Below are 24,577 nucleotides of genomic sequence, written 5' to 3'. Positions count from 1 at the left end.
CGGCCGGGCCCCGCAGGGCGGACACTCTGTGAGCGATGGCCCTCACTCCCGCCGATCACGGTGTGTCGGGTTCGGCACTGGGGTCACACTGTCACCATGGACGACTACCTCCGCCGTATCGGTGCCGACCGCCCGGAGCACGCAGACGCCGCCGCGCTGCGCGATCTACAGCTGCGGCACTTGCGGACCGTCCCGTTCGAGAACCTGTCGATCCATCTCGGCGAGGACATCGTGCTGGAGGAGAAAGCACTGCTCGCCAAGGTCGTGGGCCGCGAGCGAGGCGGTTTCTGCTACGAACTCAACGGCGCGTTCGCGGTGTTGCTCAGGGACCTCGGGTTCCACGTCACCCTGCTCCAGGCCCGCGTGTTCGACGAAGGAGGGCGGCTCGGGATTCCGTACGGCCATCTCGCGCTGCTGGTGGAGACCGAGGACGGTGCCGGTCGCTGGCTGGCCGATGTCGGGTTCGGCGACCACGCCCACCACCCCCTCGCATTCGACCTCCGCGAGGAGCAGAGCGACCCGGCCGGTACGTTCCGGCTCGTCGAGGCGTCCGAGCACGGTGATCTCGACGTCCACCGGGACGGAGTGCCGCAGTTCCGCCTGGAGACCCGGCCGCGTGAGCTGGAGGACTTCCGGGCCGCAGCCTGGTGGCACAGCACATCGCCCCGGTCGCACTTCACCAAGTCCCTCATCTGCTCCCGGCTCACCGCCGAAGGCCGGATCACCCTCAGCGGTCACACACTGGTCACCACCGGCCACGGTGAGCGGCGGGAGCAGCCGCTCTCCGGCGACGCGGCGGTCCTCGCCGCCTACCATGACCACTTCGGGCTCCGGCTGGGCCGTCTGCCGCTCGAACCCCACCGCGCCGACTGCTGAGCGGGTTCCCGGAGGGCACCGGACCCCATGCCCCCGCGGGCTACCGGTCGGCCCAGCCCTCCGTGTTCGAGTAGGACTCGTAGCTGTACCGGGTGTCGCGGTTCCACTTCTCGCCGGTGAGGTGCTCGTACGCGTTGTCCGGGACGTACAGGATGCCCTCGGCCCAGATGAACTCCTCGGCGTAGGGACGGAACGCGGCCGTGTCACCGAGCACGCGCTCGTAGGCGTTCCTACCGTCGGCGACAACGGCGCAGCGGGTGTAGAGAAAGGCGTCGCCGGACAGTTCGTCCCCGTACTCCCGGCGGTCGAGCCGGTACAGCAGCCGGGCCAACTGCTCCGCGAAGCCGATCACCTCGGGGACCGTGCCCCGGGACAGGCGGGAGGTCAGGGCCTCGGCGAGGCCGTCCGCGTCGGGGTCGGGGCCGGCGGGGCGGCACTCCTCCAGGAGCTGCCAGAAGTCGTTCTCGTCCATGTGGGTGTCCATGGCCGAAGCATCCCCCAGGGGACTGACACCGGGACGGGGCCGCTCCGTGCCGCCGGGGAGCGGCGAGGCGTCACCGGGGGAGCGGCGAGGCGCGAGGCGGCTCCGTTGTCACCGGGGCGTCTCCAGCCACCCGTCGTACTCCGCCGCGAAGCCGTCGAGCGCGGCGGGGTCGAGTCGGGCCTCGGGGTCCTCCAGGACGACCAGCCACTGGGCGTCCTCGGCGTCGTCCTCGCCGGCCAGCGCGTCGCGTACGAGCTGCGGTTCCTCGGCCACGCCGAAGCGGTCCGCCAGCTCCCGCGCCACCTCTTCGGCGGCGTCGCGGTCCGGCAGTACCAGTACATGTCGTCCTTCGCTCACCCGGTCATTGTGCGATACGGGCGGCGGCTCCGGGACGGAGTGTCAGTGGCCCGTGGGATGCTGGAGCGCGATGGCCACCAGGAAGAATTCGACAGACGATCCGCTCGCCCCCGTCACCCTCGCCGTGGGCCAGGAGGACCTGCTCCTCGACCGCGCGGTGCAGCAGGTGGTGGCGGCCGCGCGGGCCGCCGACGCCGATACGGATGTCCGCGATCTGACCGCCGATCAGCTTCAGCCCGGCTCGCTCGCCGAGCTGACGAGCCCGTCGCTCTTCGCCGAGCGCAAGGTCGTGATCGTGCGGAACGCGCAGGATCTCTCCGCCGACACGATCAAGGACATCAAGGGGTATCTCGACGCGCCTGTCGAGGAGATCACCCTCGTCCTGCTGCACCCCGGCGGAGCAAAGGGCAAGGGGCTGCTGGACGCGGCCCGGAAGGCGGGTGCGCGGGAGATCGCCTGCCCCAAGACCACGAAGGCCGCGGAGCGGCTGACGTTCGTGCGGTCGGAGTTCCGGGCGCTCGGCAGGTCGGCGACGCCCGAGGCGTGCCAGTCGCTTGTCGACTCCATCGGCAGCGATCTGCGGGAGCTGGCCAGCGCGGTCTCGCAGCTCGTCGCGGATGTGGAGGGCACGATCGACGAGGCCGTCGTCGGGCGGTACTACACGGGCCGTGCCGAGGCGTCCAGCTTCACCGTAGCCGACCGCGCGGTGGAGGGCCGGGCGGCCGAGGCGCTGGAGGCGCTGCGGTGGTCGCTGTCGACCGGGGTCGCGCCCGTGCTGATCACCAGCGCGTTGGCCCAGGGCGTCCGGGCGATCGGCAAGCTCTCCTCCGCGCGCGGGGGCCGGCCGGCGGATCTGGCGCGTGAGCTGGGGATGCCGCCGTGGAAGATCGACCGGGTACGGCAGCAGATGCGGGGATGGACGCCGGACGGCGTCGCCATGGCGCTGCGGGCGGTCGCCGAGGCGGACGCGGGAGTGAAGGGCGGCGGAGACGATCCGGAGTACGCGCTGGAGAAGGCGGTCGTCGCGATCGCGCGTGCCGCCCGAATCCGGCGCTGAGGGGGCCCTTCTTTTTGTGGCTCGGTTTACTTCCGGGGCGCTCTGAGCGTGTGTCGACGGTCGACCGTGCTCGACCGCTCGTACCTCGGGACCTCCGCGCGCTCTCCCTTTCGACACCCGCGCGCCCCTCCAGCTCACTCGCTGGGGGGAGACACCCACACGGCGCGGACCCTCGGCGCACTCACCAAACCGGTGCCTGGACCGGACGGCAAGGAGCCGGGGCCGTGGGGGTCGTGGATGGCGCGGGAGGGAGGGAGCGCCGAAGGCCCCGGTGGGAGCCGGGGCCTTCGGGGTGGTCCTGCTGTGCGGACTCGCACCCGCGTGGCGAACGCAGGTCCAAGTGCGAGTCCCAGGGGCCGGTCGGGGAGCGGAGAGAGAGGGCCCGCTCAGGTCCGTCCGGCGATCAAGTCGTCCGGCGGGTCGTCCCGCGAGGGAAACCGCCGGGAGTACTGCGGGGGTGCTGCGTGAGTGCTCAGCCCTGGAGGGCGGCCACCTTGGACGCCAGCGCCGACTTCTTGTTGGCGGCGGCGTTCTTGTGGATGACGCCCTTCGAGACAGCCTTGTCGAGCTTGCGGGCGGCCTCACGAGAAGCCGCGGTGGCCTTCTCGACGTCACCCGCGGCGGCGGCCTCGCGGGCCTTGCGGATCGCGGTCTTGAGCGAGGACTTGACGGCCTTGTTGCGCAGGCGCGCCTTCTCGTTCGTCTTGTTCCGCTTGATCTGGGACTTGATGTTCGCCACGAAAGAGCCTTCTCAGGTTCGGTTGATCTTTGATGAGCGTCTCGTCCATGATCCCCGTACGACACGGGGAATCGAGACACAGCTAGCCAGGCTACCAGTCACCCTCCGGGCGTCCCAAACGGGGCGCAGTCCCTTACCCGTGGGACCATGGAGGCTACGTATCGATCCGCCTTCGCCCGAGACGAGACGCCCGGCGTCTCAAGAATCAGGACCCTGCGTGCCCGCGACTCCTCTCAACGTGCCCGAGCCGAGCCGTACCGACCCGGCGCTGATCCGCAATTTCTGCATCATCGCGCACATCGACCACGGCAAGTCGACCCTCGCCGACCGGATGCTTCAGCTGACCGGGGTGGTGGAGCAGCGGCAGATGCGTGCCCAGTACCTCGACCGGATGGACATCGAGCGCGAACGGGGCATCACGATCAAGTCCCAGGCCGTCCGACTGCCCTGGGCGCCCACCGAGGGCGTCGGCCAGGGCACGACCCACATCCTGAACATGATCGACACGCCTGGGCACGTGGACTTCACCTACGAGGTGTCCCGCTCCCTCGCGGCCTGTGAGGGCACGATCCTGCTCGTGGACGCCGCGCAGGGCATCGAGGCGCAGACCCTCGCCAACCTCTATCTGGCGATGGAGAACGATCTCACCATCGTTCCGGTCCTCAACAAGATCGACCTCCCGGCGGCCCAGCCGGAGAAGTTCTCCGAGGAGCTGGCGAATCTCGTCGGCTGCGACCCGGACGACGTGCTCAAGGTCTCGGCCAAGACCGGTCTCGGCGTCGAGGCGCTGCTCGACCGCGTGGTGCGGGAGGTGCCCGCCCCCGTCGGCGTTGCCGACGCGCCCGCCCGAGCGATGATCTTCGACTCGGTCTACGACTCCTACCGCGGCGTCGTCACCTACGTACGCGTCATCGACGGGAAGCTCGGCAAGCGCGAGCGGATCCGGATGATGTCCACCGGCGCCACGCACGAGCTGCTGGAGATCGGCACCAACTCGCCCGAGATGCTCCCCGCCGACGGCCTCGGCGTCGGCGAGGTGGGCTATCTGATCACCGGGGTGAAGGACGTCCGCCAGTCCAAGGTCGGCGACACCATCACCCAGCAGCACAAGGGCGCCACCGAGGCGCTCGGCGGCTACAAGGACCCCAAGCCGATGGTGTTCTCCGGCCTCTACCCGCTGGACGGCTCGGACTATCCCGAGCTGCGCGACGCCCTCGACAAGCTCCAGCTCAACGACGCCGCGCTGGTGTACGAGCCCGAGACCTCCGCGGCGCTCGGCTTCGGCTTCCGCGTCGGCTTCCTCGGGCTGCTGCACCTGGACGTGATCCGGGAGAGGCTGGAGCGCGAGTTCGGCCTCGATCTGATCGCCACGGCCCCGAACGTGGTCTACCGCGTGGTCATGGAGGACGGGGCCGAGGTCTCGGTCACCAACCCAAGCGAGTTCCCCGAGGGCAAGATCGCGGAGGTCCACGAGCCGGTCGTACGGGCCACGATCCTCGCGCCCAGTGAGTTCATCGGCGCGATCATGGAGCTGTGCCAGACCCGTCGCGGCACCCTGCTCGGCATGGACTACCTCTCCGAGGACCGGGTCGAGATCCGCTACACCCTCCCCCTCGCCGAGATCGTCTTCGACTTCTTCGACCAGCTGAAGTCCAAGACGCGCGGTTACGCCTCCCTCGACTACGAGCCCACGGGCGAGCTGGTGTCCAGCCTGGTCAAGGTGGACATCCTGCTGCACGGCGACAAGGTCGACGCGTTCTCGGCGATCACCCACAAGGACGCGGCCTACGCCTACGGTGTGCGGCTCGTCGCCAAGTTGCGCGAGCTGATCCCCCGGCAGGCGTTCGAGGTGCCGATCCAGGCCGCCATCGGCTCCCGGGTCATCGCCCGCGAGACCATCCGCGCCATCCGCAAGGACGTCCTCGCCAAGTGCTACGGCGGCGACATCTCCCGTAAGCGGAAGCTGCTGGAGAAGCAGAAGGAAGGCAAGAAGCGGATGAAGATGGTCGGCAGCGTGGAGGTGCCGCAGGAGGCGTTCATCGCGGTGCTGTCCAGCGACGAGAGCGGCGGCAAGAGCAAGAAGTAGCCGCCGGCCGGTCCGGCACCGCCGGAGCACCCGGCTGGCGGCCGGGCCCGGCATCACCCGACTGGCCGACCGGTCCGGCACCGCCCGGCCGCGGCTGCCGGGGCCGGACCCGCCGTACGCGTACGGAATCAGCGCCCACCCCCTGTGACGGATCGGCGGTCTCCAGGGGTGGGCGCTGTCCCGTTCCGGCCTGCCCGTGCCCGTCCCGCCCCCGTGCTCCGTGTCCGGTCTGCCCGTGCCCGTCCCGCCCCTGAGCCACCCCGCTCCGGCACCGGCTCCGCGACGGTCCCGCCCGCCCCCCTTCCGTGCTCCGCGCGGCGGCTCCGCGGATCGTCGTTCAGGGCTGCTCCGGCCGCCGCCCGGGTAAAGAGTTCGTTATGAAGCGGCGGGTCGTTTCCCCTTACGCACCAGCGATACGCGTTCTAATCTGATCGCGACTCGCATGGTTACTCGCCAGTTGGAAACAGCCAGTCGTGTGCAGTGCTGCCGCAGGCCCGGAGGATGTTTTGAGCGACACACAGACCATGATCGAGAATCGCCCGCCCTCGGTGGCGGTCCTGTTCGCCGAGCGCGTCGAAGCGACACCGGACGCCGAGGCGTTCCGCTACCCGGTCGCCCCCGTCTCCGGCACCGGCCCCTCCGAGTGGAAGTCGCTGAGCTGGGGCGAGACCGCCGACCGCGTCTATGCCATCGCCGGAGGTCTGATCGAACTGGGCGTACGGCCCGAGGAACGGGTCGCGGTCCTCTCCACGACCCGGATCGAGTGGATCCTCGCCGACCTCGGCGTGATGTGCGCGGGCGGTGCGACGACGACGGTCTACCCGTCCACCAACGCCGAGGAATCGGCGTACATCCTCTCCGACTCCGGCAGCCGGGTGCTCTTCGCCGAGGACGCGTCCCAGCTGGCCAAGGCCCGTGAGCGGCGCGCCGAACTGCCCGAACTCCGGCATGTCGTGGTCATCGACACCGAAGGAGTGGAGCCGGACGAGAGCGACCCCGAGGGCTGGGTCGTCACCCTCGCCGATCTGGAGGCGCGCGGGAAGCGGCATCTGGAGACGCACCCCGAGGCGGTCAAGGAGCGGATCGGCTCGATCACCGCCACCCAGCTTGCGACGCTGATCTACACCTCCGGCACCACAGGCCGCCCCAAGGGCGTGCGGCTGCTGCACGACAGCTGGTCGTACATGGCCAAGGCCACCGTCGCCACCGGCCTCATCGGCAAGGACGATATTCAGTACCTCTGGCTGCCGCTCGCCCATGTCTTCGGCAAGGTGCTGACCTCCGGGCAGATCGAGGTCGGTCATGTCACCGCCGTCGACGGCCGTATCGACAAGATCATCGAGAATCTGCCGGTCGTCCAGCCGACGTACATGGCGGCCGTGCCGCGCATCTTCGAGAAGGTCTACAACGGCGTCGCGGCGAAGGCGCGGGCGGGGGGCGGCGCCAAGTACAAGATCTTCCAGTGGGCGGCCGAGGTCGCGCGCGACTACGCCAGGGCCACCCAGGACAACTTCCGCCGTACGGGCACGGCCTCCGCGCCCTTCGCCCTGCGCACCAAGCACAAGGTCGCCGACGCGCTCGTCTACGCCAAACTGCGCCAGGCGTTCGGCGGACGGCTGCGGGCCGCGGTCTCCGGCTCGGCCGCGCTCTCTCCCGAGATCGGCTACTTCTTCGCGGGCGCCGGGATCCATGTCCTGGAGGGGTACGGGCTCACCGAGTCGAGCGCCGCGTCGTTCGTCAATCCGGGCGAGGCGTACCGTACGGGAACCGTGGGCAAGCCGCTGCCCGGCACCGAGGTGCGGATCGCCGACGACGGGGAGATCCTGCTCCGCGGCCCCGGGATCATGGAGTCCTACCACGGGCTGCCGGAGAAGACCGCGGAGGTCCTCGAAGCCGACGGCTGGCTCCACACCGGTGACATCGGCGAACTCTCCGTCGACGGATATCTGACGATCACGGACCGGAAGAAGGACCTGATCAAGACGTCGAGCGGCAAGTACATCGCGCCGACCGAGGTCGAGATCCAGTTCAAGGCCATCTGCCCGTTCGTCTCCAACATCGTGGTCCTCGGCGCCGACCGGAACTACTGCACCGCCCTGATCGCGCTCGACGAGGCGACCCTCCTCGGCTGGGCCGCGGAGAACGGACTGGAGGGCAAGTCGTACGCGGAGGTCCTCGCCTCACCCGCGACGGTCGACCTGATCCAGGGCTATGTGACGCAGCTCAACGACGGGCTGCAGCGCTGGCAGACCGTCAAGCGGTTCCGGCTGCTGCCGAGGGACCTCGACATCGAGCACGGCGATCTGACGCCCAGCCTGAAGCTGAAGCGGCCGGCCGTCGAGCGCGCGTTCAAGGACCTGATCGAGGAGATGTACGCGGGCCAGCGCGAGGCGTAGAGGCGCAGAGGCAACGCAGCGGGGCCGGTCGGCGGCCGGAGGGCGCCACAAGGCCGGTGCGGTCTGCCGCGGGCGGGAGGTTCCCGCTCGCGGCCCGGCCGGCTCTCCGGGTCGCCCCCTCAGTCCGGGCTCTTCCCCGAGCCCGGAACACGCCGGTTCTCCGTCGCGCTCCGGACCGGCCCGCGCCCGCTGCCCGCGCCCGGACGGGCGACCCGCCGCGGTGACGGACAATGGGGTGCATGCCTTCCGTACTGCCCGACGGCGAGCCCGTGCCCGAGGACGGGGCGCTGCCCGCGTCCGCCCTCGACGGGGCCGGTGACCGGCCCCTCGCCTTCTATCTGCATGTGCCGTACTGCGCCACGCGCTGCGGCTACTGCGACTTCAACACCTACACCGCGACCGAGCTGCGCGGCTCCGGCGGTGTCCTCGCCTCGCGCGACAACTACGCCGCGATCCTCGCGGACGAGGTCCGGCTGGCGCGCAAGGTCCTCGGCGACGACCCGCGCGCCGTGCGGACCGTCTTCGTCGGAGGCGGTACGCCGACGCTGCTCGCCGCGGCGGATCTGGTGGCCGCGCTCGACGTCGTACGGACGGAGTTCGGGCTCGCGGACGGTGCGGAGATCACCACCGAGGCCAATCCGGAATCTGTCGGTCCGGAGTATCTGGCGGAACTGCGGGCGGGGGGCTTCAACCGGATCTCCTTCGGGATGCAGAGCGCGCGCCGGCATGTGCTGAAGGTGCTCGACCGCACCCATACGCCCGGCCGCCCGGAGGCATGCGTCGCCGAGGCGCGCGAGGCGGGCTTCGACCATGTGAACCTCGACCTGATCTACGGCACGCCGGGGGAGAGCGACGACGACTGGCGCGCCTCCCTGACGGCCGCGGTGGGGGCGGGGCCGGACCATGTCTCCGCGTACGCGCTCATCGTGGAGGAAGGCACCCGGCTGGCGCGGCGGATCCGGCGGGGCGAGGTGCCCATGACCGACGACGACGTCCACGCGGACCGCTATCTGATCGCGGACTCCGTCCTCACGGACGCGGGCTTCTCCTGGTACGAGGTCTCCAACTGGGCCACCTCGGAGGCCGGCCGGTGTCTGCACAACGAGCTGTACTGGCGTGGTGCGGACTGGTGGGGCGCGGGCCCCGGCGCACACAGCCATGTGGGCGGGGTGCGGTGGTGGAATGTGAAGCATCCGGGCGCGTACGCGCAGGCGCTGGCGGCCGGGCGGTCGCCGGGGGCTGGCCGGGAACTCCTCACGGCGGAGGACCGCCGTGTGGAGCGGATCCTGCTGGAGCTACGGCTCCGGGACGGCGTCCCGCTCGCCCTGCTGAGGCCCGCGGGGCTGGAGGCCGCACGGTCCGCCCTTGCGGGCGGTCTGCTGGAGCCCTCGCCGTACGACGACGGGCGCGCGGTCCTGACGCTGCGCGGGCGGCTGCTGGCGGACGGGGTGGTGCGGGGGCTGGTGGACTGAGGCCGCCCCGTCGCGGGGCTTCTCCCGGACGTCTGGCCCCTTCCACGCCGCCGCCCTCTCGCGTCCTGGCCCCTCCCGCGCCGCCCCGCCTCTCGCAGGCCCGCCCCGTCGCGCCTCCGGCCCGTCTCTCCCTCGCCGCTCCCGTGCCCCGCTGCCCCCGTGGGTCAGGCACCCCTGCGGGACGCGTCCCTCACCCGTCCCCGTCCTCCACCGTCACAAAGTCGATCAGCTCCTCCACGCGTCCCAGGAGCTCGGGCTCCAGATCGCGGTAGGACCCCACCTTCGACAGGATGTGCTGCCAGGCGACGCCCGTGTTCTCGGGCCAGCCGAGGGCCCTGCACACGCCCGTCTTCCAGTCCTGGCCGCGCGGGACCGAAGGCCACGCCGGGATGCCCACGGAGGACGGCTTCACCGCCTCCCAGACGTCGATGTAGGGGTGGCCCGCGACCAGGACGTACGGATCGGTCACCGAGGCCGCGATACGGGACTCCTTCGAACCGTCCACCAGATGGTCCACCAGGACGCCGAGGCGGGCGTCGGGGCCGGGGGAGAAGTCGGCGACGATCGAGGGAAGGTCGTCGATGCCTTCCAGATACTCGACGACCACGCCCTCGATACGGAGATCGTCGCCCCAGACCCGCTCGACGAGCTCCGCGTCGTGCCGGCCCTCCACATAGATCCGCCCGGCGCGGGCCACCCGTGCCCGCGCTCCCGGCACCGCGACCGATCCCGAGGCGGTCCTGGACGGCGCGGAGCGGGCCGTGGACGGGCGGATCAGAGTCACCACCCTGCCCTCCAGGAGAAAGCCGCGCGGATCCAGCGGGAAGACCCGGTGCTTGCCGAAACGGTCCTCCAGGGTCACCGTCCCCGCCTCGCAGCGGATCACCGCACCGCAGAAGCCCGTGGCGACCTCCTCCACGACCAGACCGGGATCGGCGGAGACCTCGGGAACCGGGGCCGACTTCTTCCAAGGGGGCGTCAGATCAGGGCTGTAGCTGCGCATGGGCCCATTCTGCTGTGCCCATCCCCCCGACCCCGCTTCCCCCGCGCCGAAGTTCTCCCGGGCCCGCTTCCCCGTGCCCGCATCGCTCTGAACCCGCATCGCTCTGAACCCGCATCCCAGAACCCGTGTCACCGGAACCGAACCCGCGTCCCCCGAACCCGGTTCCCTACCCCGCCCCGAAACGCTCCGCCAGCGCGTCGCGCTGCGCCCGGACGAACCCCGCGTCCACCACCGCCCCGTGCCCCGGCACATACGCCGCGTCCTCGCCGCCCAGACCGAGCAGCCGGTCCAGCGCGGCGGGCCAGCGGGACGGGACCGCGTCCGGGCCCGCCTGCGGCTCGCCGGACTCCTCCACCAGATCGCCGCAGAACACGACCGCGGGGCTCCCCGGCACCAGGGCCACGAGATCGTGGCCCGTATGGCCGGGGCCCGCATTCGCCAGCAGCACCCGGCGGCCGCCGAGATCGAGCGTCCTCTCGCCGGAGACCGGATGCGCCGGGGCCACCAGCGACTGTGCCGCCGACTCCGCCTCGTCCGCGGGCACGCCATGCCGTACGGCGTCGGCGCGCAGCGCCTCCCGCTCCCGCCGCAGCAGCGCGCCGACGCCCGCCGCGCCGTACACCTCCGCCCCGGCGAACGCCGCCGTGCCCATCACATGGTCGAAGTGCGGATGGCTCAGCGCGATATGCGTGACCCGGCGGCCGGAGAGCAGCGACTCGGCCTGGGCGCGGAGTTCGGCGCCCTCCCGGAGGGTGGAACCCGTGTCGTACAGCAGTGCGCCGTGTGCGCCGACGATCAGGCCGCAGGTCGCGTCCCAGCCCGGCAGCCGGCGCCGGCCCACCCCCTCGGCCAGTCGCTCCCAGCCGAACTCTTCCCAACGGACGTCCATACGGCGACGCTAATAGCAGACCCGGACAGAGGCACAGGCGCGGGGCTCGGCGGAGCCCACGGGAAGAGCCCGGCGGAGTCCCAGGTGAAGCGCCAGGCAGAGGCCCGTTCGAATACGGAGACGACCGCACGGTAGGGTGGCCGGTCGCCCTTGCTAGCGGTGTACCCCGCAGCCGTACACTGGCACGGGAAAATCCTGGCACTCGGGCACGTTGAGTGCCAGGCAGTGACCGGAGAACGACCCAGGGACAACAGCTGGAGGTGTGCGCCATGCTCAGCGAACGCAGACTCGAAGTGCTGCGCGCCATCGTCCAGGACTATGTCGGAACCGAGGAGCCCGTCGGCTCCAAGGCACTCACCGAGCGTCACAAGCTCGGGGTCTCCCCCGCCACCGTCCGCAACGACATGGCGGTGCTGGAGGACGAGGGGTTCATCGCCCAGCCGCACACCAGTGCCGGCCGGATCCCCACCGACAAGGGATACCGTCTCTTCGTCGACAGGCTCGCCGGGGTCAAGCCCCTCTCCTCGCCGGAGCGCCGTGCCATCCAGAACTTTCTGGACGGAGCCGTCGACCTCGACGACGTCGTCGGGCGTACGGTACGGCTGCTGGCACAGCTGACCAGGCAGGTCGCGATCGTCCAGTACCCCTCGCTGACCCGGTCCACGGTCCGGCACGTGGAGCTGCTGTCCCTCGCGCCCGCCCGGCTGATGCTCGTACTGATCACGGACACGGGACGGGTCGAGCAGCGCCTGATCGACTGTCCCGCGCCCTTCGGCGACGTCCCGCTCGCCGATCTGCGGGCCCGGCTGAACAGCCGGGTCGTGGGACGCCGTTTCGCGGATGTGCCGCAATTGGTGCAGGATCTTCCCGACTCGTTCGAAGAGCCGGAGGACCGGGGCACGGTCTCGACCGTGCTCTCCACTCTCCTCGAAACCCTCGTCGAGGAGACCGAGGAGCGGCTGATGATCGGCGGCACCGCCAATCTGACCCGCTTCGGACATGACTTCCCGCTGACCATCAGGCCGGTGCTGGAGGCGCTGGAGGAACATGTCGTTCTCCTCAAGCTCCTCGGCGAGGCCAAGGAATCGGGCGGTACGGGCCTCACCGTGAGCATCGGTCACGAGAACGCCCACGAGGGTCTCAACTCAACGTCCGTGGTCGCCGTCGGCTACGGTTCGGGCGACGAGGCAGTCGCCAAACTCGGCGTGGTCGGACCGACCCGCATGGACTACCCCGGAACGATGGGAGCGGTACGCGCAGTGGCACGTTACGTCGGACAGATCCTGGCGGAGTCGTAAGTGGCCACGGACTACTACGCCGTACTCGGCGTGCGCCGCGACGCATCGCAGGACGAGATCAAGAAGGCATTCCGACGGCTCGCGCGTGAGCTCCATCCGGATGTCAATCCCGATCCGAAGACACAGGAGCGGTTCAAGGAGATCAACGCCGCGTACGAGGTGTTGTCGGACCCGCAGAAGAAGCAGGTCTACGACCTCGGCGGCGACCCGCTGTCCCAGGCGGGCGGTGCCGGAGCGGGCTTCGGCGGTGCCGGCGGTTTCGGGAACTTCTCGGACATCATGGACGCGTTCTTCGGCACGGCGTCCCAGCGCGGGCCGCGCTCGCGGACCCGGCGCGGCCAGGACGCCATGATCCGGCTGGAGATCGAGCTCAACGAGGCCGCCTTCGGCACGACGAAGGACATCCAGGTCGACACGGCCGTCGTCTGTACGACGTGCAGCGGCGAGGGCGCGGCTCCCGGAACCTCGGCGCAGACGTGTGACATGTGCCGTGGCCGTGGCGAGGTCTCGCAGGTGACGCGGTCCTTCCTGGGCCAGGTCATGACCTCCCGCCCCTGCCCGCAGTGCCAGGGCTTCGGAACCGTCGTCCCCACGCCGTGTCCGGAGTGCGCCGGTGACGGCCGGGTCCGCTCGCGCCGGACGCTGACCGTGAAGATCCCGGCCGGTGTCGACAACGGGACGCGGATCCAGCTCGGTGGCGAGGGCGAGGTCGGCCCCGGCGGCGGGCCCGCCGGTGATCTGTACGTGGAGATCCACGAGCTGCCGCACCCGACGTTCCAGCGCCGTGGCGACGATCTGCACTGCACGGTGACGATCCCGATGACGGCCGCCGCACTCGGCACCAAGGTGCCGCTGGAGACGCTCGACGGCGTGGAGGAGATCGACATCCGGCCGGGCACCCAGTCCGGCCAGTCGATCCCGCTGCACGGGCTCGGCATCACCCACCTTCGGGGCGGCGGACGCGGTGACCTGATCGTCCACGTCGAGGTGGTGACGCCCGCGAAGCTGGACGCGGAGCAGGAGCGGCTGCTGCGGGAGCTGGCGAAGCTGAGGGGCGAGGAACGGCCCATGGGTCAGTTCCAGCCGGGACAGCAGGGGTTGTTCTCCCGGCTGAAGGACGCGTTCAACGGCCGCTAGCCCGGACGCGGGCGCTGTCGGGCAGGCGAGGCCCTGCCGCACGGTGGCCCTGCCGGGCACGGCAGTGGGTCTCTCCCGGAGGCGGCCGTCCCGGCCGTCGGCGCGTCTTGCTGACTGCCGTGTCCCGTACGTGGGCCCTGCCGGGCAGGCGAGCCCTGTTGGCACGGTGGTCGCCGCGCCCGGCAGTGGGTCCGCCCCGGAGGCGGCCGCGCCCGGCAGTGGATCAGTCCCGGAGGTTGCCGCGTCCCGGAGGTGGCCGCGTCTGGCAGTGGACCAGTCCCGGAGGCTGCCGCGTCCCGGTGACCGCCGTATCGCGGCGGTCGGCGCGTCCGCCGTCTGGCCCCGACAGTCGTCGCGTCCGGCGATCCACGCGTTCCGGCAGGCCCCCGATTCCGGGGAGCCGACGACCCCGCGGGCCCGCCGCGCCGAGCGGGTCGACGTGCCGCCGTACACCCGCTCCGCCCGATTCGGCGGTAGCGGGTGGACGGTGGGACGATGCCTGCATGTCCTCCGCGCCCCCCGCGTCCTCTGCACTGTCCGACCTCTGCCGGTATCCGATCGTGCAGGCCCCCATGGCGGGCGGCACCTCGTGTCCGCAGCTCGCCGCGGCCGTCTCCGAGGCCGGTGGGCTCGGTTTCCTCGCTGCCGGGTACAAGACGGCGGACGGGATGTACCAGGAGATCAAACAGATTCGCGGGCTCACGGGACGGCCCTTCGGCGTGAATCTCTTCATGCCCCAGCTCCAGCCCGCCGACCCCGCGGCCGTGGAGGTCTACCGGCAGCAGCTCGGAGGCGAGGTGTCCTGGTACGGGACCCCCCTCGGCGACCCGGAGTGCGGGCGCGACGACGGGTACGAGGCCAAACTGGCCATCCTGCGGGACGATCCCGTTCCGGTCGTCTCGTTCACCTTCGGCTGCCCGAGCCGCGACGTACTCGAATCGTTCACCAAGGCGGGCACCCTGACCGTCGTCACCGTCACCACGCCCGAGGAGGCGCAGACCGCGGAGTGGTCCGGCGCGGACCTGGTGTGCGTGCAGGGCATCGAGGCCGGGGGACACCAGGGCACCCATCGGGACGACCCCGCCGCCGACGGCACGGGCATCGGCCTGCTCACCCTCATCGCCCTGGTGCGCGAGACCGTCCGGCTGCCGGTCATCGCGACCGGCGGGCTGATGCGCGGCGCTCAGATCGCCGCCGTGCTCGCCGCCGGAGCGGCGGCGGCGCAACTCGGCACCGCGTTCCTGGTCTGCCCCGAGTCCGGTGCCAACGCGCTGCACAAGCAGGCGATGACCAACCCTCTCTTCGTACGGACGGAACTCACCCGCGCCTTCTCCGGCCGGCCCGCCCGCGGGCTCGTCAACCGTTTCATGCGCGAGCACGGCCCGTACGCACCCCCCGCCTACCCCCAGGTGCACCATCTGACGAGCGGTCTGCGCAAGGCCGCGGCGAAGGCCGGTGATGCCCAGGGCATGTCCCTCTGGGCGGGGCAGGGGCACCGGCTGGCACGAGCGCTGCCCGCGGGGCGGCTGGTCGAGACACTGGCCGAGGAACTGGACGCCGCATGGCACGCGTCAGCGGATGCCGCATGGGACACGGGTCCGGAGGCCGGGTCCGGCCCCTCGTCCGGCTCCGGGACGGACGCCGCTTCGAACGCGGCCCCGGCAGAAGCCGGAACCGAGCGGTGCGTGGGCGTCGCCGACGACGATCCGTCCGAGGAGGACGCCCGGTGACCGCGCCCGTGTTCGTCATCGACTCCCTGGAGGGCGTGGGGCCCGGCTCCACCGTGGTCCTGGACGGGCCCGAGGGCCGGCACGCCGTCTCCGTACGGCGGCTCCAGCCCGGTGAGGACATCGTTCTGACCGACGGTCTCGGCCGGGGGGCGGCCGGAGTCGTACGGAGTACGGAGGGCAAGGACCGGCTGCTCGTGGAGCTGCTGGGCCTTCCGGCCGAGCCCGCGCCCGACCCCCGTATCACCGTCGTCCAGGCCCTTCCCAAGGGCGATCGCGGTGAAGTCGCCGTCGAGACCATGACCGAGACCGGAGTCGACGGGATCGTGCCCTGGTCCGCCGCCCGCTGCATCACCCAGTGGAAGGGCGAGAGGGGCGCCAAGTCCCTCGCCAAGTGGCGTTCCACCGCCCGCGAGGCGGGCAAGCAGTCGCGCAGGCTCCGCTTCCCCGAGGTCGCCGACCCGGCAACGACCAAGCAGGTCGCGGCACTTCTGGCCGGAGCCGACTTCGCCGCCGTACTCCACGAGGAGGGCGCGGAGCCGCTGGCGGCGGCGGAGCTTCCCGCCACCGGGTCGATCGTGCTGGTCGTGGGGCCGGAGGGGGGCGTCTCACCGGAGGAATTGGCGGTGTTCGCGGACGCGGGGGCGAAACCGTACCGGCTGGGCCGGAGCGTGCTGCGGACCTCCACGGCGGGGACGGCGGCGGTCGCGCTGCTGCTGGCCCGTACCGGCCGCTGGTCGTGACCGGCCCGCGCCGGGGCGGATCCGTGTTCCCCGCGCTTCTGCACGGCCGGGTCCGGGCACTCCTGTACGGCCGGGCCCGGTCCGGACGGGAGCCGAGTGCGTGACGGTGACGCTCGTTCGTGTACGGCCGGGTCCGCTCCCGCACCGGTACATGTCCGCGACGCCCGAGCACGGCCGACCCGTTCCACGGCGGCCGCGTCCATGACCAGCCCGCGCGACCGGGGCGGTTCTCCGCTCATCTCCTCAGCCGTACGGCGGATTTGTGTCCGCAACCACACTTTTGCTCCCCGCCGCGCGGTGTCACGCTTCCTCCCATGCGTGGCTTGAGGCGGTGCGTGAGACGGCGAACGGCAACTCCTGTGGCGTACGGGCGCCTTCGGCGGTTACGGACCGCTGTCGCCTTGGCAGGGGCGGCGGTTGTGGGGCTGACGGCCTGTGAGCCGGCGGCCGACGGGCTCAGCACCGTCAGCGTCGCGTTCACCACCGACCGGACGGCGACCCACACCATGGAACGGCTCGGCTTCTCCGTCAGCTGGTTCAGCTGTACGGCGACCCTGGGCGACGGCGACGGGAGCGCTTCGCCGTCCGCCACCCCCGCCACCGCCGAGGTCGACTGCCGGGGAGAGACCGCGTCCGGCCAGAAACTCACCCTCAACGGCACGGTGACAGACGAACGTTCGGGCAGCTGCGTGCGCGGCCGGATGACCGCCCGGGTCGACGGCGAGTTCGCCTTCGAGGCGAGCGTCCTCGGAACATGCGCCACGAAGACGCCCTCCGCGACGGTGAAGACACCCCGGCCCGGCGGCGCGCGCCCCACCGTCACGGTCACCGTGACCGAGACGGAGACCGTGAGGGTCACGCCCCGGAAGTGATCACCCGCCCGGCGACAGCTCCCCCCTCCTGGAACCCGGAGCGGCGCTCTGGACCCCGAAAGGAGGCGGGCGACCGCCGGGCAAGTGATTCCAAAACCGTGACCGCGTGGCCCTGACCTCCATAAGGTGACGGTGTGACGCACTCCGCCTACCTTCGGTATCCGCATGTCCATGGCGATTTGGTCGCCTTCGCCGCCGAGGACGACGTCTGGATCGCCCCGCTCGACGGAGGCCGCGCATGGCGCGTCAGCGCCGACGGTGTGCCGCCCGACCATCCCCGCTTCTCACCCGACGGCACCCGCATAGCCTGGTCCTCGCGCCGGGGCGGCGCGCCCGAGGTGCATGTCGCGCCCGTCGACGGAGGACCCGCCGAGCGGCTCACCCACTGGGGCAGCGTCAAGACCTCCGTACGTGGCTGGACCCCGGACGGCGAGGTCCTCGCCCTCAGCACCCAGGGCCAGGCGTCGCTCCGCCGCACCTGGGCGCGGGCCGTCCCGCTCGACGGCGGACCGGCGGCCGTCCTGCCGTACGGGCCGGTGGGAGGCGTCGCGTACGGGAGTGAGAGCGGGGTCCTGCTGCTCTCCGCCACCATGGGGCGGGAGGCCGCCGCCTGGAAGCGCTACCGAGGCGGCACGGCCGGGAAGCTGTGGATCGACCGGACGGGCGGGGGCGAGTTCGAACGCCTTCACGCGGATCTCGACGGAAACATCGAGTACCCGCTCTGGGTGGGGGACAGGGTCGCCTTCCTCAGCGACCACGAGGGCGTGGGAGCCCTGTACTCCTCACTGCCCGACGGCTCGGATCTGCGGCGGCACACGGCGGTCGACGGTTTCTACGCCCGCCACGCGGCCACCGACGGCACCCGGATCGTCTACGCCGCCGCCGGTGAACTCCGGGTGCTGGACAGCCTCGCCGACGGGTCCGGACCCCGTCCGCTGGACATCCGGCTCGGCGGCCAGCGCGCCGGACTGCGGCCCCGGCCCGTCGACGCCGACCGAAATCTGGGCGCCGCCGCCCCCGACCACACCGGACGCGGCAGCGCCGTCGAGATCCGCGGCGGAATCCACTGGATCACCCACCGCGAAGGGCCCGCGCGCGCTCTCGCGGCGGAGCCCGGTGTACGCGCCAGACTGCCGCGCGTCTTCCGGGCCGACGGCGAGGAGCAGGTCGTCTGGGTCACGGACGCCGAGGGCGAGGACGCTCTCGAATTCGCACCCGCGACCGGCTCGGCCGGCTCCGGCGGGACGCCTCACCGGATCGGCGCGGGCCGGCTCGGCCGCGTACTGAGTCTGGCCGTCGCGCCCAACGGCCGCCTGGCGGCCGTCGCCTCGCACGACGGACGCGTGCTGCTCGTCGAACGCGAGTCGGGAGAGGTGCGGGAGATCGACCGGAGCGAGGACGGCGAGGCAAGCGGGCTGGTCTTCTCACCGGACTCGGGCTGGCTCGCCTGGTCGCACCCCGGTCCGCGGCCGCTGCGGCAGCTCAGAATCGCCGACACCGCGGATCTGTCGGTCAGCGAGGCGACCCCGCTGCGGTTCCGCGACTATCAGCCCGCCTTCACCTTGGACGGGAAGCATCTGGCGTTCCTGTCCGAGCGGGCCTTCGACCCGGTCTACGACACACATGTCTTCGACCTCGCCTTCGTCGGCGGCTGCCGCCCGCATCTGATCACGCTGGCCGAGACCACGCCTTCGCCGTTCGGCCCACAGCGCCACGGCCGTCCCTTCACAGCGGAGAACGGCCGGCCGTCCAACGGCAAGGACGGCAACGGCAACGGCAACGGCAAGGACGGCAAGGACAAGAGCGGCAAGGGCAAGAGCGGGAAGAACGGCGGCGGCAACGGCGACGACACCGCCGGATCGACGCCCGTCACCGTGATCGATCTGCACGGACTCGCCGACCGCATCGTCCCGTTCCCCGTCGAAGCGGCGAACTACTCCACCCTCCGCGCCGCCAAGGACGGCCTCCTCTGGCTGCGCCACCCGGTGCAGGGCACACTCGGCGCGACCCGCGCCACACCCGACGACCCCGGACCGACGAGCGCGCTGGAGCGGTACGACCTCGTCCAGCCGCGCTGCGAGGAACTCGCTCCGGACGCGGACGGGTTCGCCGTCAGCGGCGACGGCAAGCGCGTGCTGCTCTCCACCGACGGCAAGCTGAAGGTCGTCCCCAGCGACCGCCGGGCCTCGCGCGACGAGGACAGCGACACGAACATCACGGTCGATCTGACGCGGGTACGCCGGGTCCTCGACCCGGCCGCCGAGTGGCGGCAGATGTACGACGAGGCCGGACGGCTGATGCGCGACAACTTCTGGCGCGCTGACCTCGGGGGCGTCGACTGGGACGGCGTACTGGACCGATACCGCCCGCTCCTCTCCCGTATCGCCACGCACAACGACCTGATGGACGTGCTGTGGGAGGTACAGGGCGAACTGGGCACCTCGCACGCCTATGTCACCCCGCGCGGCGGCTACGGGGTCCGGTCCGCGCGGCAGGGGCTGCTCGGCGCGGACATCTCCCGCGCGGCGGACGGAGTCTGGCGCGTCGACCGGGTGCTGCCCTCCGAGACCTCCGACCCCCAGGCCCACTCGCCGCTCGCCGCGCCCGGCGTCGCCGTCCGGCCCGGCGACGCGATCCTCGCCGTGGACGGCACTCCGGTGGACCCGGTCACGGGTCCCGCGCCCCTCCTCGTCGGCGCGGCGGGCAAACCCGTCGAACTGACCCTCCGGTCCGCCGGAGGCGGCGACCTCCGTCACGCGGTCGTCGTCCCGCTCGCCGACGAGGAGCCCCTCCGCTACCACGCCTGGGTGGCGGACCGCCGCGCCTACGTCCACGAGCACTCCGGCGGACGGCTCGGCTACCTCCACGTCCCCGACATGCAGGCCCCCGGCTGGGCGCAGATCCACCGCGATCTGCGGATCGAGGTGGCGCGGGAGGGCCTCGTCGTCGACATTCGGGAGAACCGCGGTGGCCACACCTCGCAGCTCGTGGTCGAGAAACTCGCCCGCCGTATCGCCGGCTGGGTCCTGCCGCGCGGCAATCGCCCCTACAGCTACCCCCGTGACGCGCCTCGCGGCCCGGTGGTGGCCGTCGCGAACGAGTTCTCCGGCTCCGACGGCGACATCGTCAACGCGGCGATCAAGTCCCTGGGCATCGGCCCGGTCATCGGCACCCGTACGTGGGGAGGTGTGATCGGCATCGACAGCCAGTACACCCTGGTCGACGGCACCCTGGTCACCCAGCCGAAGTACGCGGTGTGGCTGGACGGCCCCGGCTGGGGCGTCGAGAACCACGGAGTCGACCCGGACGTGGAGGTGGTGACGACCCCCCAGGATCACGCGGCGGCCCGCGACCCCCAACTCGACGCGGCGATCCGGTCCGCCCTCGCCTCCCTGACCCACACCCACCCCAAGTCCCCACCGTCCCACTGACCCTGTCCTTCCGGGGCTGGGGGGACCCGTGCCCACCGGTGCACGGGTCCCCCCAGCCCCGGAAATCACCGTGGCCGACGTGGCGAGTGAGACGAGGGGCCGAGCACGGTCGATCGTCGACAGACGCTGGAGCGCCCCGGTGGGGGTCCCCCCGGACGGAGTCCGGGGGAGAACCGAGCCCTGAAAACACATAGCATGCAGGCATATCCGGACGTACCCGAGGAGGATCCCCGGCATGGCGGGAGAACCGCAGGCTGACTGCCTGTTCTGCAAGATCGCCGCAGGTGATGTGCCCGCGACCATCGTGCGGGAGACCGAGACCGTCGTCGCCTTCCGCGACATAAACCCCCAGGCCCCCACGCACATCCTCGTCATCCCCAAGGCCCACTACCCGGACGCCGCCTCGCTCGCCGCCGCGGCTCCCGCCCTCGCCGCCGATGTGCTGCGGGAGGCCGGGAACGTCGCCGAGGACGAGAAGGCCCACGGGACGGGATACCGGATCGTGTTCAACACCGGATCCGGCGCGGGACAGACCGTGTTCCACGCCCACGCCCATCTCCTCGGCGGCCGCGGCTTCGCCTGGCCTCCGGGATAACGGGCGCCCGACTTGTCCGTACGAGAACTCGTGGTCCTCGGCACCGCCAGCCAGGTGCCCACCCGGCACCGCAACCACAACGGCTATCTGCTGCGCTGGGACGCCGACGGCATCCTCTTCGACCCCGGCGAGGGCACCCAGCGCCAGATGCTGCGCGCCGGGGTCGCCGCACACGACATCAACCGGATCTGCGTCACCCACTTCCACGGCGACCACTCCCTCGGACTCGCGGGAGTCATCCAGCGGATCAATCTGGACCGGGTCCCGCACGAGATCACCGCGCACTATCCGGCCGGCGGTCAGCGCTTCTTCGAGCGGCTGCGGTACGCGACGGCCTACCGCGAGACCGTGTCGCTGACCGAGGCGTCCGTCTCCGCGGACGGGGTCCTCGCCCGGACCCCGTCGTACGCCGTCGAAGCGCGCAGACTGTCCCATCCGGTCGAGTCGTACGGCTACCGGATCGTCGAACCCGACGGCCGCCGGATGCTGCCGGACCGCCTCGCCGCGCGCGGCATCAGGGGCCCGGAGGTGGGCCGGCTCCAGCGCGAGGGAGAGATCGGCGGCGTCACCCTCGAAGAGGTCAGCGAGTTCCGGCGCGGTCAGCGGTTCGCGTTCGTCATGGACACCCGGCTCTGTGACGGCGTACACGCCCTCGCGGAGGGCTGCGACATGCTCGTCATCGAGTCCACCTTCCTCGACGAGGACGAACGGCTCGCGTCCGACCACGGCCATCTGACCGCCGGGCAGGCCGCCCGCGTGGCGCGCGACGCGGGCGTGCGGCACCTCGTGCTCACCCACTTCTCCCAGCGTTACCCCGACGCCGGGGAGTTCGAGCGGCAGGCCCGCGCGGCGGGATTCGACGCGGAGTTGACCGTCGCGACGGACCTGCTCCGCGTCCCGCTCCCCCCACGCCATCCATGAACGACGAGGTCAGACCCGTGTCCCTGCCCAAAGCCGAACTCCATGTGCATATCGAGGGAACCCTGGAGCCCGAACTCGCCTTCGCGCTCGCCGCGCGCAATCTCGTGACGCTGCCGTACAAGGACGCCGACGAACTGCGCCGCGCCTATCTCTTCGAGGACCTTCAGTCGTTCCTGGATCTGTACTACGGGCTGATGGCGGTCCTCAACACCGAGGACGACTTCGCCGAACTGACCGACGCGTATCTCGCGCGCGCCGCCGCCCAGGGCGTACGCCATGCCGAGATCTTCTTCGACCCGCAGGCGCACACGGCGCGGGGCGTCCCGATCGGCACGGTCATCGAGGGCATCTGGCGGGCACTGGCCGCGAGCGAGGAACGGCACGGCGTCTCCACCCGGCTGATCATGTGCTTCCTGCGGGACGAGTCCGCCGAGTCGGCGATGGAGACGCTGGAGGCGGCGAAGCCCTATCTGCACCGGATCACGGCGGTCGGTCTGGACTCGGCCGAGGCCGGGAACCCGCCGTCGAAGTTCCGCGAGGTGTACGCGGCGGCGGAGGCCCTCGGACTCCGCAAGGTCGCGCACGCGGGCGAGGAGGGCCCGCCGGCGTACATCCGCGAGGCCCTGGACGATCTCGGCGTGGAGCGCGTCGACCACGGTCTGCGCTGCATGGAGGACCGGGACCTGGTCGAACGGCTGGCGCGGGAGCGGATTCCGCTGACGCTCTGCCCGCTGTCGAACGTACGCCTGCGTGCCGTCGACGTACTGGAGGAGCACCCGCTGCGGGAGATGATGGACGCGGGCCTGCTGTGCACGGTCAACTCCGACGACCCCGCGTACTTCGGGGGCTATGTCGGCGACGCTTTCCACGCCGTGCGCGAAGCGCTGGGGCTCGGCGACGAGCGGCTGCGGGAACTGGCACGCAACTCGTTCCTGGCGTCGTTCTTGGAGGACGACGAGGAGCGGAGGGCGCGGCTGATCGCGGAGGTGGAGGCGTACGACTTCGAGGTCCGCAGGCCGGAGTAGGCGGTCCGCGCGCTGAGCCGGAGCCGGAGCGGCTCCGGAGGCGGCACCCGGCCGGGAGCGGCGGTCGGCGCGCGGGCGAACGGTCCCCCACCCCGCCCCTCTCCATGGACGCCTGCCGTTCTCCCCACAGGGCCCGCACAGGGCGGCCCGCACGGGGGACCGCGCCGGGCACAGCGCCCGGCTGTCCCACGGCCGGGCCGGACGCCCCGCCGGAACCGCCCCCCGCGCCACCCCCACGCTCCGGCGCGTCCCGCCTCTGACATCCCTCCGCGCGGATTTGGCAGACTGGCTTGATCTGCACCACGTACAGGAGTGGCACAGTGATCATTCGACACGGAGCGCAACCCATCCCGCACAGTCCGCATGTCACGGGATCCTGCCACCACCACCAGTGGCTCGACCCGCTCGCCGCCCTCCGCACCCCCGCCGACCCCGACTGGGACGTCTATCTGACCGGGACCGTGTTCCTGGACATCATCTTCACCGGGCTCGACTCCGCGCCCGTACGCGGCACCGAGTCCTGGGCCAGGGGCATGGGCTCCAGCCCCGGCGGCGTCGCGAACATGGCCACGGCCCTCGCCCGCCTGGGGCTGCGGACGTCGCTCGCGGCGGCGTTCGGGGACGACCACTACGGCGAGTACTGCTGGGACGCCCTCGAACAGGGCGAGGGCATCGATCTCTCCCTGTCGCGCACCGTGCCCGGCTGGCACTCGCCCGTCACCGTGTCGATGGCGTACGAGGGCGAACGCACGATGGTGTCCCACGGCCACGAGGCGCCGCCGCCCGAGCCCGCCCCCGACCGTCCCCCGCCCGCCCGCGCGGCCGTCGCCTCGCTCATGCCGGGCGGTGCGGAGTGGATCGCCCAGGCCCGCCGGGAAGGCGCGAGGATCTTCGCCGACGTCGGCTGGGACGAGTCGGGCCGCTGGAACCCCGCCGACCTCGCCGATCTGGAGCACTGCGAGGCGTTCCTGCCCAACGCCGAGGAGGCGATGCGGTACACCCGGACCGACTGCCCGCGCGCGGCGGCGCACGCGCTGACCCGGCATGTGCCGGTGGCCGTCGTCACGCTCGGTGCGGAGGGGGCGTACGCGGTGGACGGCGCGACCGGTGAGAGCGCCCAGGTTCCGGCGATCGCGGTGGAGGCCCTCGACCCGACAGGGGCCGGCGATGTGTTCGTGGCCGGATACGTCACGGGGACCCTCGCGGGCTGGCCGCTCGCCGACCGGCTCGCCTTCGCCGGGCTGACCGCCGCGCTGTCCGTGCAGGAGTTCGGCGGATCGCTCTCCGCGCCCGGCTGGTGGGAGATCGCGGCCTGGTGGCAGTACGTCCAGGGCGTGCCGGACCAGGATCCGGCCGCCCTGCGCCGGTACGCCTTCCTGGACGAACTGCTGCCCGAGCCGGTGCGGCCCTGGCCGCTGCGCCGCGCGGTCCCGACGATCGGCTTCCGCAGCGTGATCTGAGGCCGCCGG

General features: G+C 71.6%; 20 protein-coding genes. 15 read left to right on the top strand and 5 right to left on the bottom strand.

Annotated elements, in window-relative coordinates; all coding sequences use genetic code 11:
- Positions 1 to 96: 96 nt before the first annotated feature.
- Positions 97 to 876 (top strand): arylamine N-acetyltransferase family protein, encoded by a 780-nt coding sequence (locus ACWEFL_RS06670; RefSeq protein WP_451708380.1) that lies wholly within the window; start codon positions 97 to 99, stop codon positions 874 to 876.
- 40 nt (positions 877 to 916) lie between these two features.
- On the opposite strand, the gene ACWEFL_RS06665 is transcribed toward ACWEFL_RS06670, so the two are convergent.
- Both ACWEFL_RS06665 and ACWEFL_RS06660 read right to left on the bottom strand, forming a co-directional pair.
- Positions 917 to 1,360, bottom strand: coding sequence for a DUF4240 domain-containing protein (locus ACWEFL_RS06665; RefSeq protein ID WP_451708377.1), 444 nt, complete (start codon positions 1,358 to 1,360; stop codon positions 917 to 919).
- A 108-nt stretch (positions 1,361 to 1,468) separates the two neighbouring features.
- On the bottom strand, positions 1,469 to 1,717 hold the full coding sequence (locus ACWEFL_RS06660; protein ID WP_451708374.1) for a hypothetical protein: 249 nt from the start codon (positions 1,715 to 1,717) through the stop codon (positions 1,469 to 1,471).
- Positions 1,718 to 1,787: 70 nt separating this feature from the next.
- Here ACWEFL_RS06660 and holA point away from each other — a divergent pair, with 70 nt between their 5' ends.
- Positions 1,788 to 2,774 (top strand): DNA polymerase III subunit delta, encoded by a 987-nt coding sequence (gene holA / locus ACWEFL_RS06655; protein WP_451708372.1) that lies wholly within the window; start codon positions 1,788 to 1,790, stop codon positions 2,772 to 2,774.
- 472 nt (positions 2,775 to 3,246) lie between these two features.
- Here holA and rpsT read toward each other — a convergent pair whose 3' ends face one another.
- A complete protein-coding gene (gene rpsT, locus ACWEFL_RS06650; protein WP_451708369.1) occupies positions 3,247 to 3,513 on the bottom strand; it encodes a 30S ribosomal protein S20 in 267 nt (88 codons plus the stop codon).
- A gap of 217 nt (positions 3,514 to 3,730) precedes the next feature.
- Between rpsT and lepA the strand changes: the two genes are divergently transcribed.
- The 3 genes from lepA to hemW all read left to right on the top strand — a co-directional run bounded on the left by lepA (position 3,731) and on the right by hemW (position 9,467).
- Positions 3,731 to 5,599, top strand: coding sequence for a translation elongation factor 4 (gene lepA, locus ACWEFL_RS06645; RefSeq protein ID WP_451708366.1), 1,869 nt, complete (start codon positions 3,731 to 3,733; stop codon positions 5,597 to 5,599).
- Positions 5,600 to 6,105: 506 nt separating this feature from the next.
- The gene (locus tag ACWEFL_RS06640; RefSeq protein WP_451708363.1) at positions 6,106 to 7,995 is read left to right on the top strand and encodes an AMP-dependent synthetase/ligase; all 1,890 of its coding nucleotides are present in this window, start codon (positions 6,106 to 6,108) and stop codon (positions 7,993 to 7,995) included.
- Positions 7,996 to 8,234: 239 nt separating this feature from the next.
- Complete coding sequence (hemW, locus tag ACWEFL_RS06635) at positions 8,235 to 9,467, top strand: radical SAM family heme chaperone HemW (protein WP_451708360.1); 1,233 nt, start codon at positions 8,235 to 8,237, stop codon at positions 9,465 to 9,467.
- 190 nt (positions 9,468 to 9,657) lie between these two features.
- Here hemW and ACWEFL_RS06630 read toward each other — a convergent pair whose 3' ends face one another.
- Together ACWEFL_RS06630 and ACWEFL_RS06625 are read right to left on the bottom strand one after the other, a co-directional pair.
- Positions 9,658 to 10,470: a DUF3097 domain-containing protein gene (locus tag ACWEFL_RS06630; protein WP_451708358.1), complete on the bottom strand. Its 813-nt coding sequence runs from the start codon at positions 10,468 to 10,470 to the stop codon at positions 9,658 to 9,660.
- 166 nt (positions 10,471 to 10,636) lie between these two features.
- A complete protein-coding gene (locus ACWEFL_RS06625) occupies positions 10,637 to 11,359 on the bottom strand; it encodes an MBL fold metallo-hydrolase (RefSeq protein WP_451708354.1) in 723 nt (240 codons plus the stop codon).
- Positions 11,360 to 11,628: 269 nt separating this feature from the next.
- Here ACWEFL_RS06625 and hrcA point away from each other — a divergent pair, with 269 nt between their 5' ends.
- The 10 genes from hrcA (at position 11,629) to ACWEFL_RS06575 (ending at position 24,568) form a co-directional block, all read left to right on the top strand.
- Positions 11,629 to 12,657, top strand: a complete 1,029-nt coding sequence (gene hrcA, locus ACWEFL_RS06620) for a heat-inducible transcriptional repressor HrcA (RefSeq protein WP_451708351.1) — start codon at positions 11,629 to 11,631, stop codon at positions 12,655 to 12,657.
- Positions 12,658 to 13,794, top strand: a complete 1,137-nt coding sequence (gene dnaJ / locus ACWEFL_RS06615; protein ID WP_451708348.1) for a molecular chaperone DnaJ — start codon at positions 12,658 to 12,660, stop codon at positions 13,792 to 13,794.
- Between the two features lie 503 nt (positions 13,795 to 14,297).
- Positions 14,298 to 15,524: a nitronate monooxygenase gene (locus ACWEFL_RS06610; protein ID WP_451708346.1), complete on the top strand. Its 1,227-nt coding sequence runs from the start codon at positions 14,298 to 14,300 to the stop codon at positions 15,522 to 15,524.
- Entirely contained in the window at positions 15,521 to 16,264 is a 744-nt protein-coding gene (locus tag ACWEFL_RS06605) for a 16S rRNA (uracil(1498)-N(3))-methyltransferase (protein WP_451708343.1), read from the top strand. The genes ACWEFL_RS06610 and ACWEFL_RS06605 overlap by 4 nt, the downstream gene beginning before the upstream one ends.
- 419 nt (positions 16,265 to 16,683) lie before the next feature.
- The gene (locus ACWEFL_RS06600) at positions 16,684 to 17,136 is read left to right on the top strand and encodes a hypothetical protein (RefSeq protein WP_451708341.1); all 453 of its coding nucleotides are present in this window, start codon (positions 16,684 to 16,686) and stop codon (positions 17,134 to 17,136) included.
- Positions 17,137 to 17,270: 134 nt separating this feature from the next.
- Complete coding sequence (locus ACWEFL_RS06595; protein WP_451708338.1) at positions 17,271 to 20,567, top strand: S41 family peptidase; 3,297 nt, start codon at positions 17,271 to 17,273, stop codon at positions 20,565 to 20,567.
- A 235-nt stretch (positions 20,568 to 20,802) separates the two neighbouring features.
- Positions 20,803 to 21,162, top strand: a complete 360-nt coding sequence (locus ACWEFL_RS06590) for a histidine triad nucleotide-binding protein (protein ID WP_451708336.1) — start codon at positions 20,803 to 20,805, stop codon at positions 21,160 to 21,162.
- Between the two features lie 12 nt (positions 21,163 to 21,174).
- On the top strand, positions 21,175 to 22,083 hold the full coding sequence (locus tag ACWEFL_RS06585) for a ribonuclease Z (RefSeq protein ID WP_451708334.1): 909 nt from the start codon (positions 21,175 to 21,177) through the stop codon (positions 22,081 to 22,083).
- Positions 22,084 to 22,100: 17 nt separating this feature from the next.
- Positions 22,101 to 23,108, top strand: a complete 1,008-nt coding sequence (locus ACWEFL_RS06580) for an adenosine deaminase (RefSeq protein ID WP_451708332.1) — start codon at positions 22,101 to 22,103, stop codon at positions 23,106 to 23,108.
- A gap of 347 nt (positions 23,109 to 23,455) precedes the next feature.
- Positions 23,456 to 24,568 carry a carbohydrate kinase family protein gene (locus ACWEFL_RS06575; protein ID WP_451708827.1) on the top strand — a complete coding sequence of 371 codons (1,113 nt, stop codon included), beginning with the start codon at positions 23,456 to 23,458 and terminating at the stop codon, positions 24,566 to 24,568.
- The last annotated feature ends 9 nt before the right edge of the window (positions 24,569 to 24,577 follow it).

The organism is Streptomyces sp. NPDC004838 (genome assembly GCF_053600955.1).
Note: the sequence above shows the minus strand (reverse complement) of the source record. Positions and strands in the feature narration are given on the sequence as shown.

Coding starts and splice junctions, on each gene's coding strand:
- ACWEFL_RS06630 (WP_451708358.1), bottom strand. CDS start 10,470: ATGCGCAGCTACAGCCCTGATCTGACGCCCCCTTGGAAGAAGTCGGCC.
- hemW (WP_451708360.1), top strand. CDS start 8,235: ATGCCTTCCGTACTGCCCGACGGCGAGCCCGTGCCCGAGGACGGGGCG.
- holA (WP_451708372.1), top strand. CDS start 1,788: ATGGCCACCAGGAAGAATTCGACAGACGATCCGCTCGCCCCCGTCACC.
- hrcA (WP_451708351.1), top strand. CDS start 11,629: ATGCTCAGCGAACGCAGACTCGAAGTGCTGCGCGCCATCGTCCAGGAC.
- ACWEFL_RS06610 (WP_451708346.1), top strand. CDS start 14,298: ATGTCCTCCGCGCCCCCCGCGTCCTCTGCACTGTCCGACCTCTGCCGG.
- ACWEFL_RS06590 (WP_451708336.1), top strand. CDS start 20,803: ATGGCGGGAGAACCGCAGGCTGACTGCCTGTTCTGCAAGATCGCCGCA.
- ACWEFL_RS06670 (WP_451708380.1), top strand. CDS start 97: ATGGACGACTACCTCCGCCGTATCGGTGCCGACCGCCCGGAGCACGCA.
- ACWEFL_RS06625 (WP_451708354.1), bottom strand. CDS start 11,359: ATGGACGTCCGTTGGGAAGAGTTCGGCTGGGAGCGACTGGCCGAGGGG.
- ACWEFL_RS06665 (WP_451708377.1), bottom strand. CDS start 1,360: ATGGACACCCACATGGACGAGAACGACTTCTGGCAGCTCCTGGAGGAG.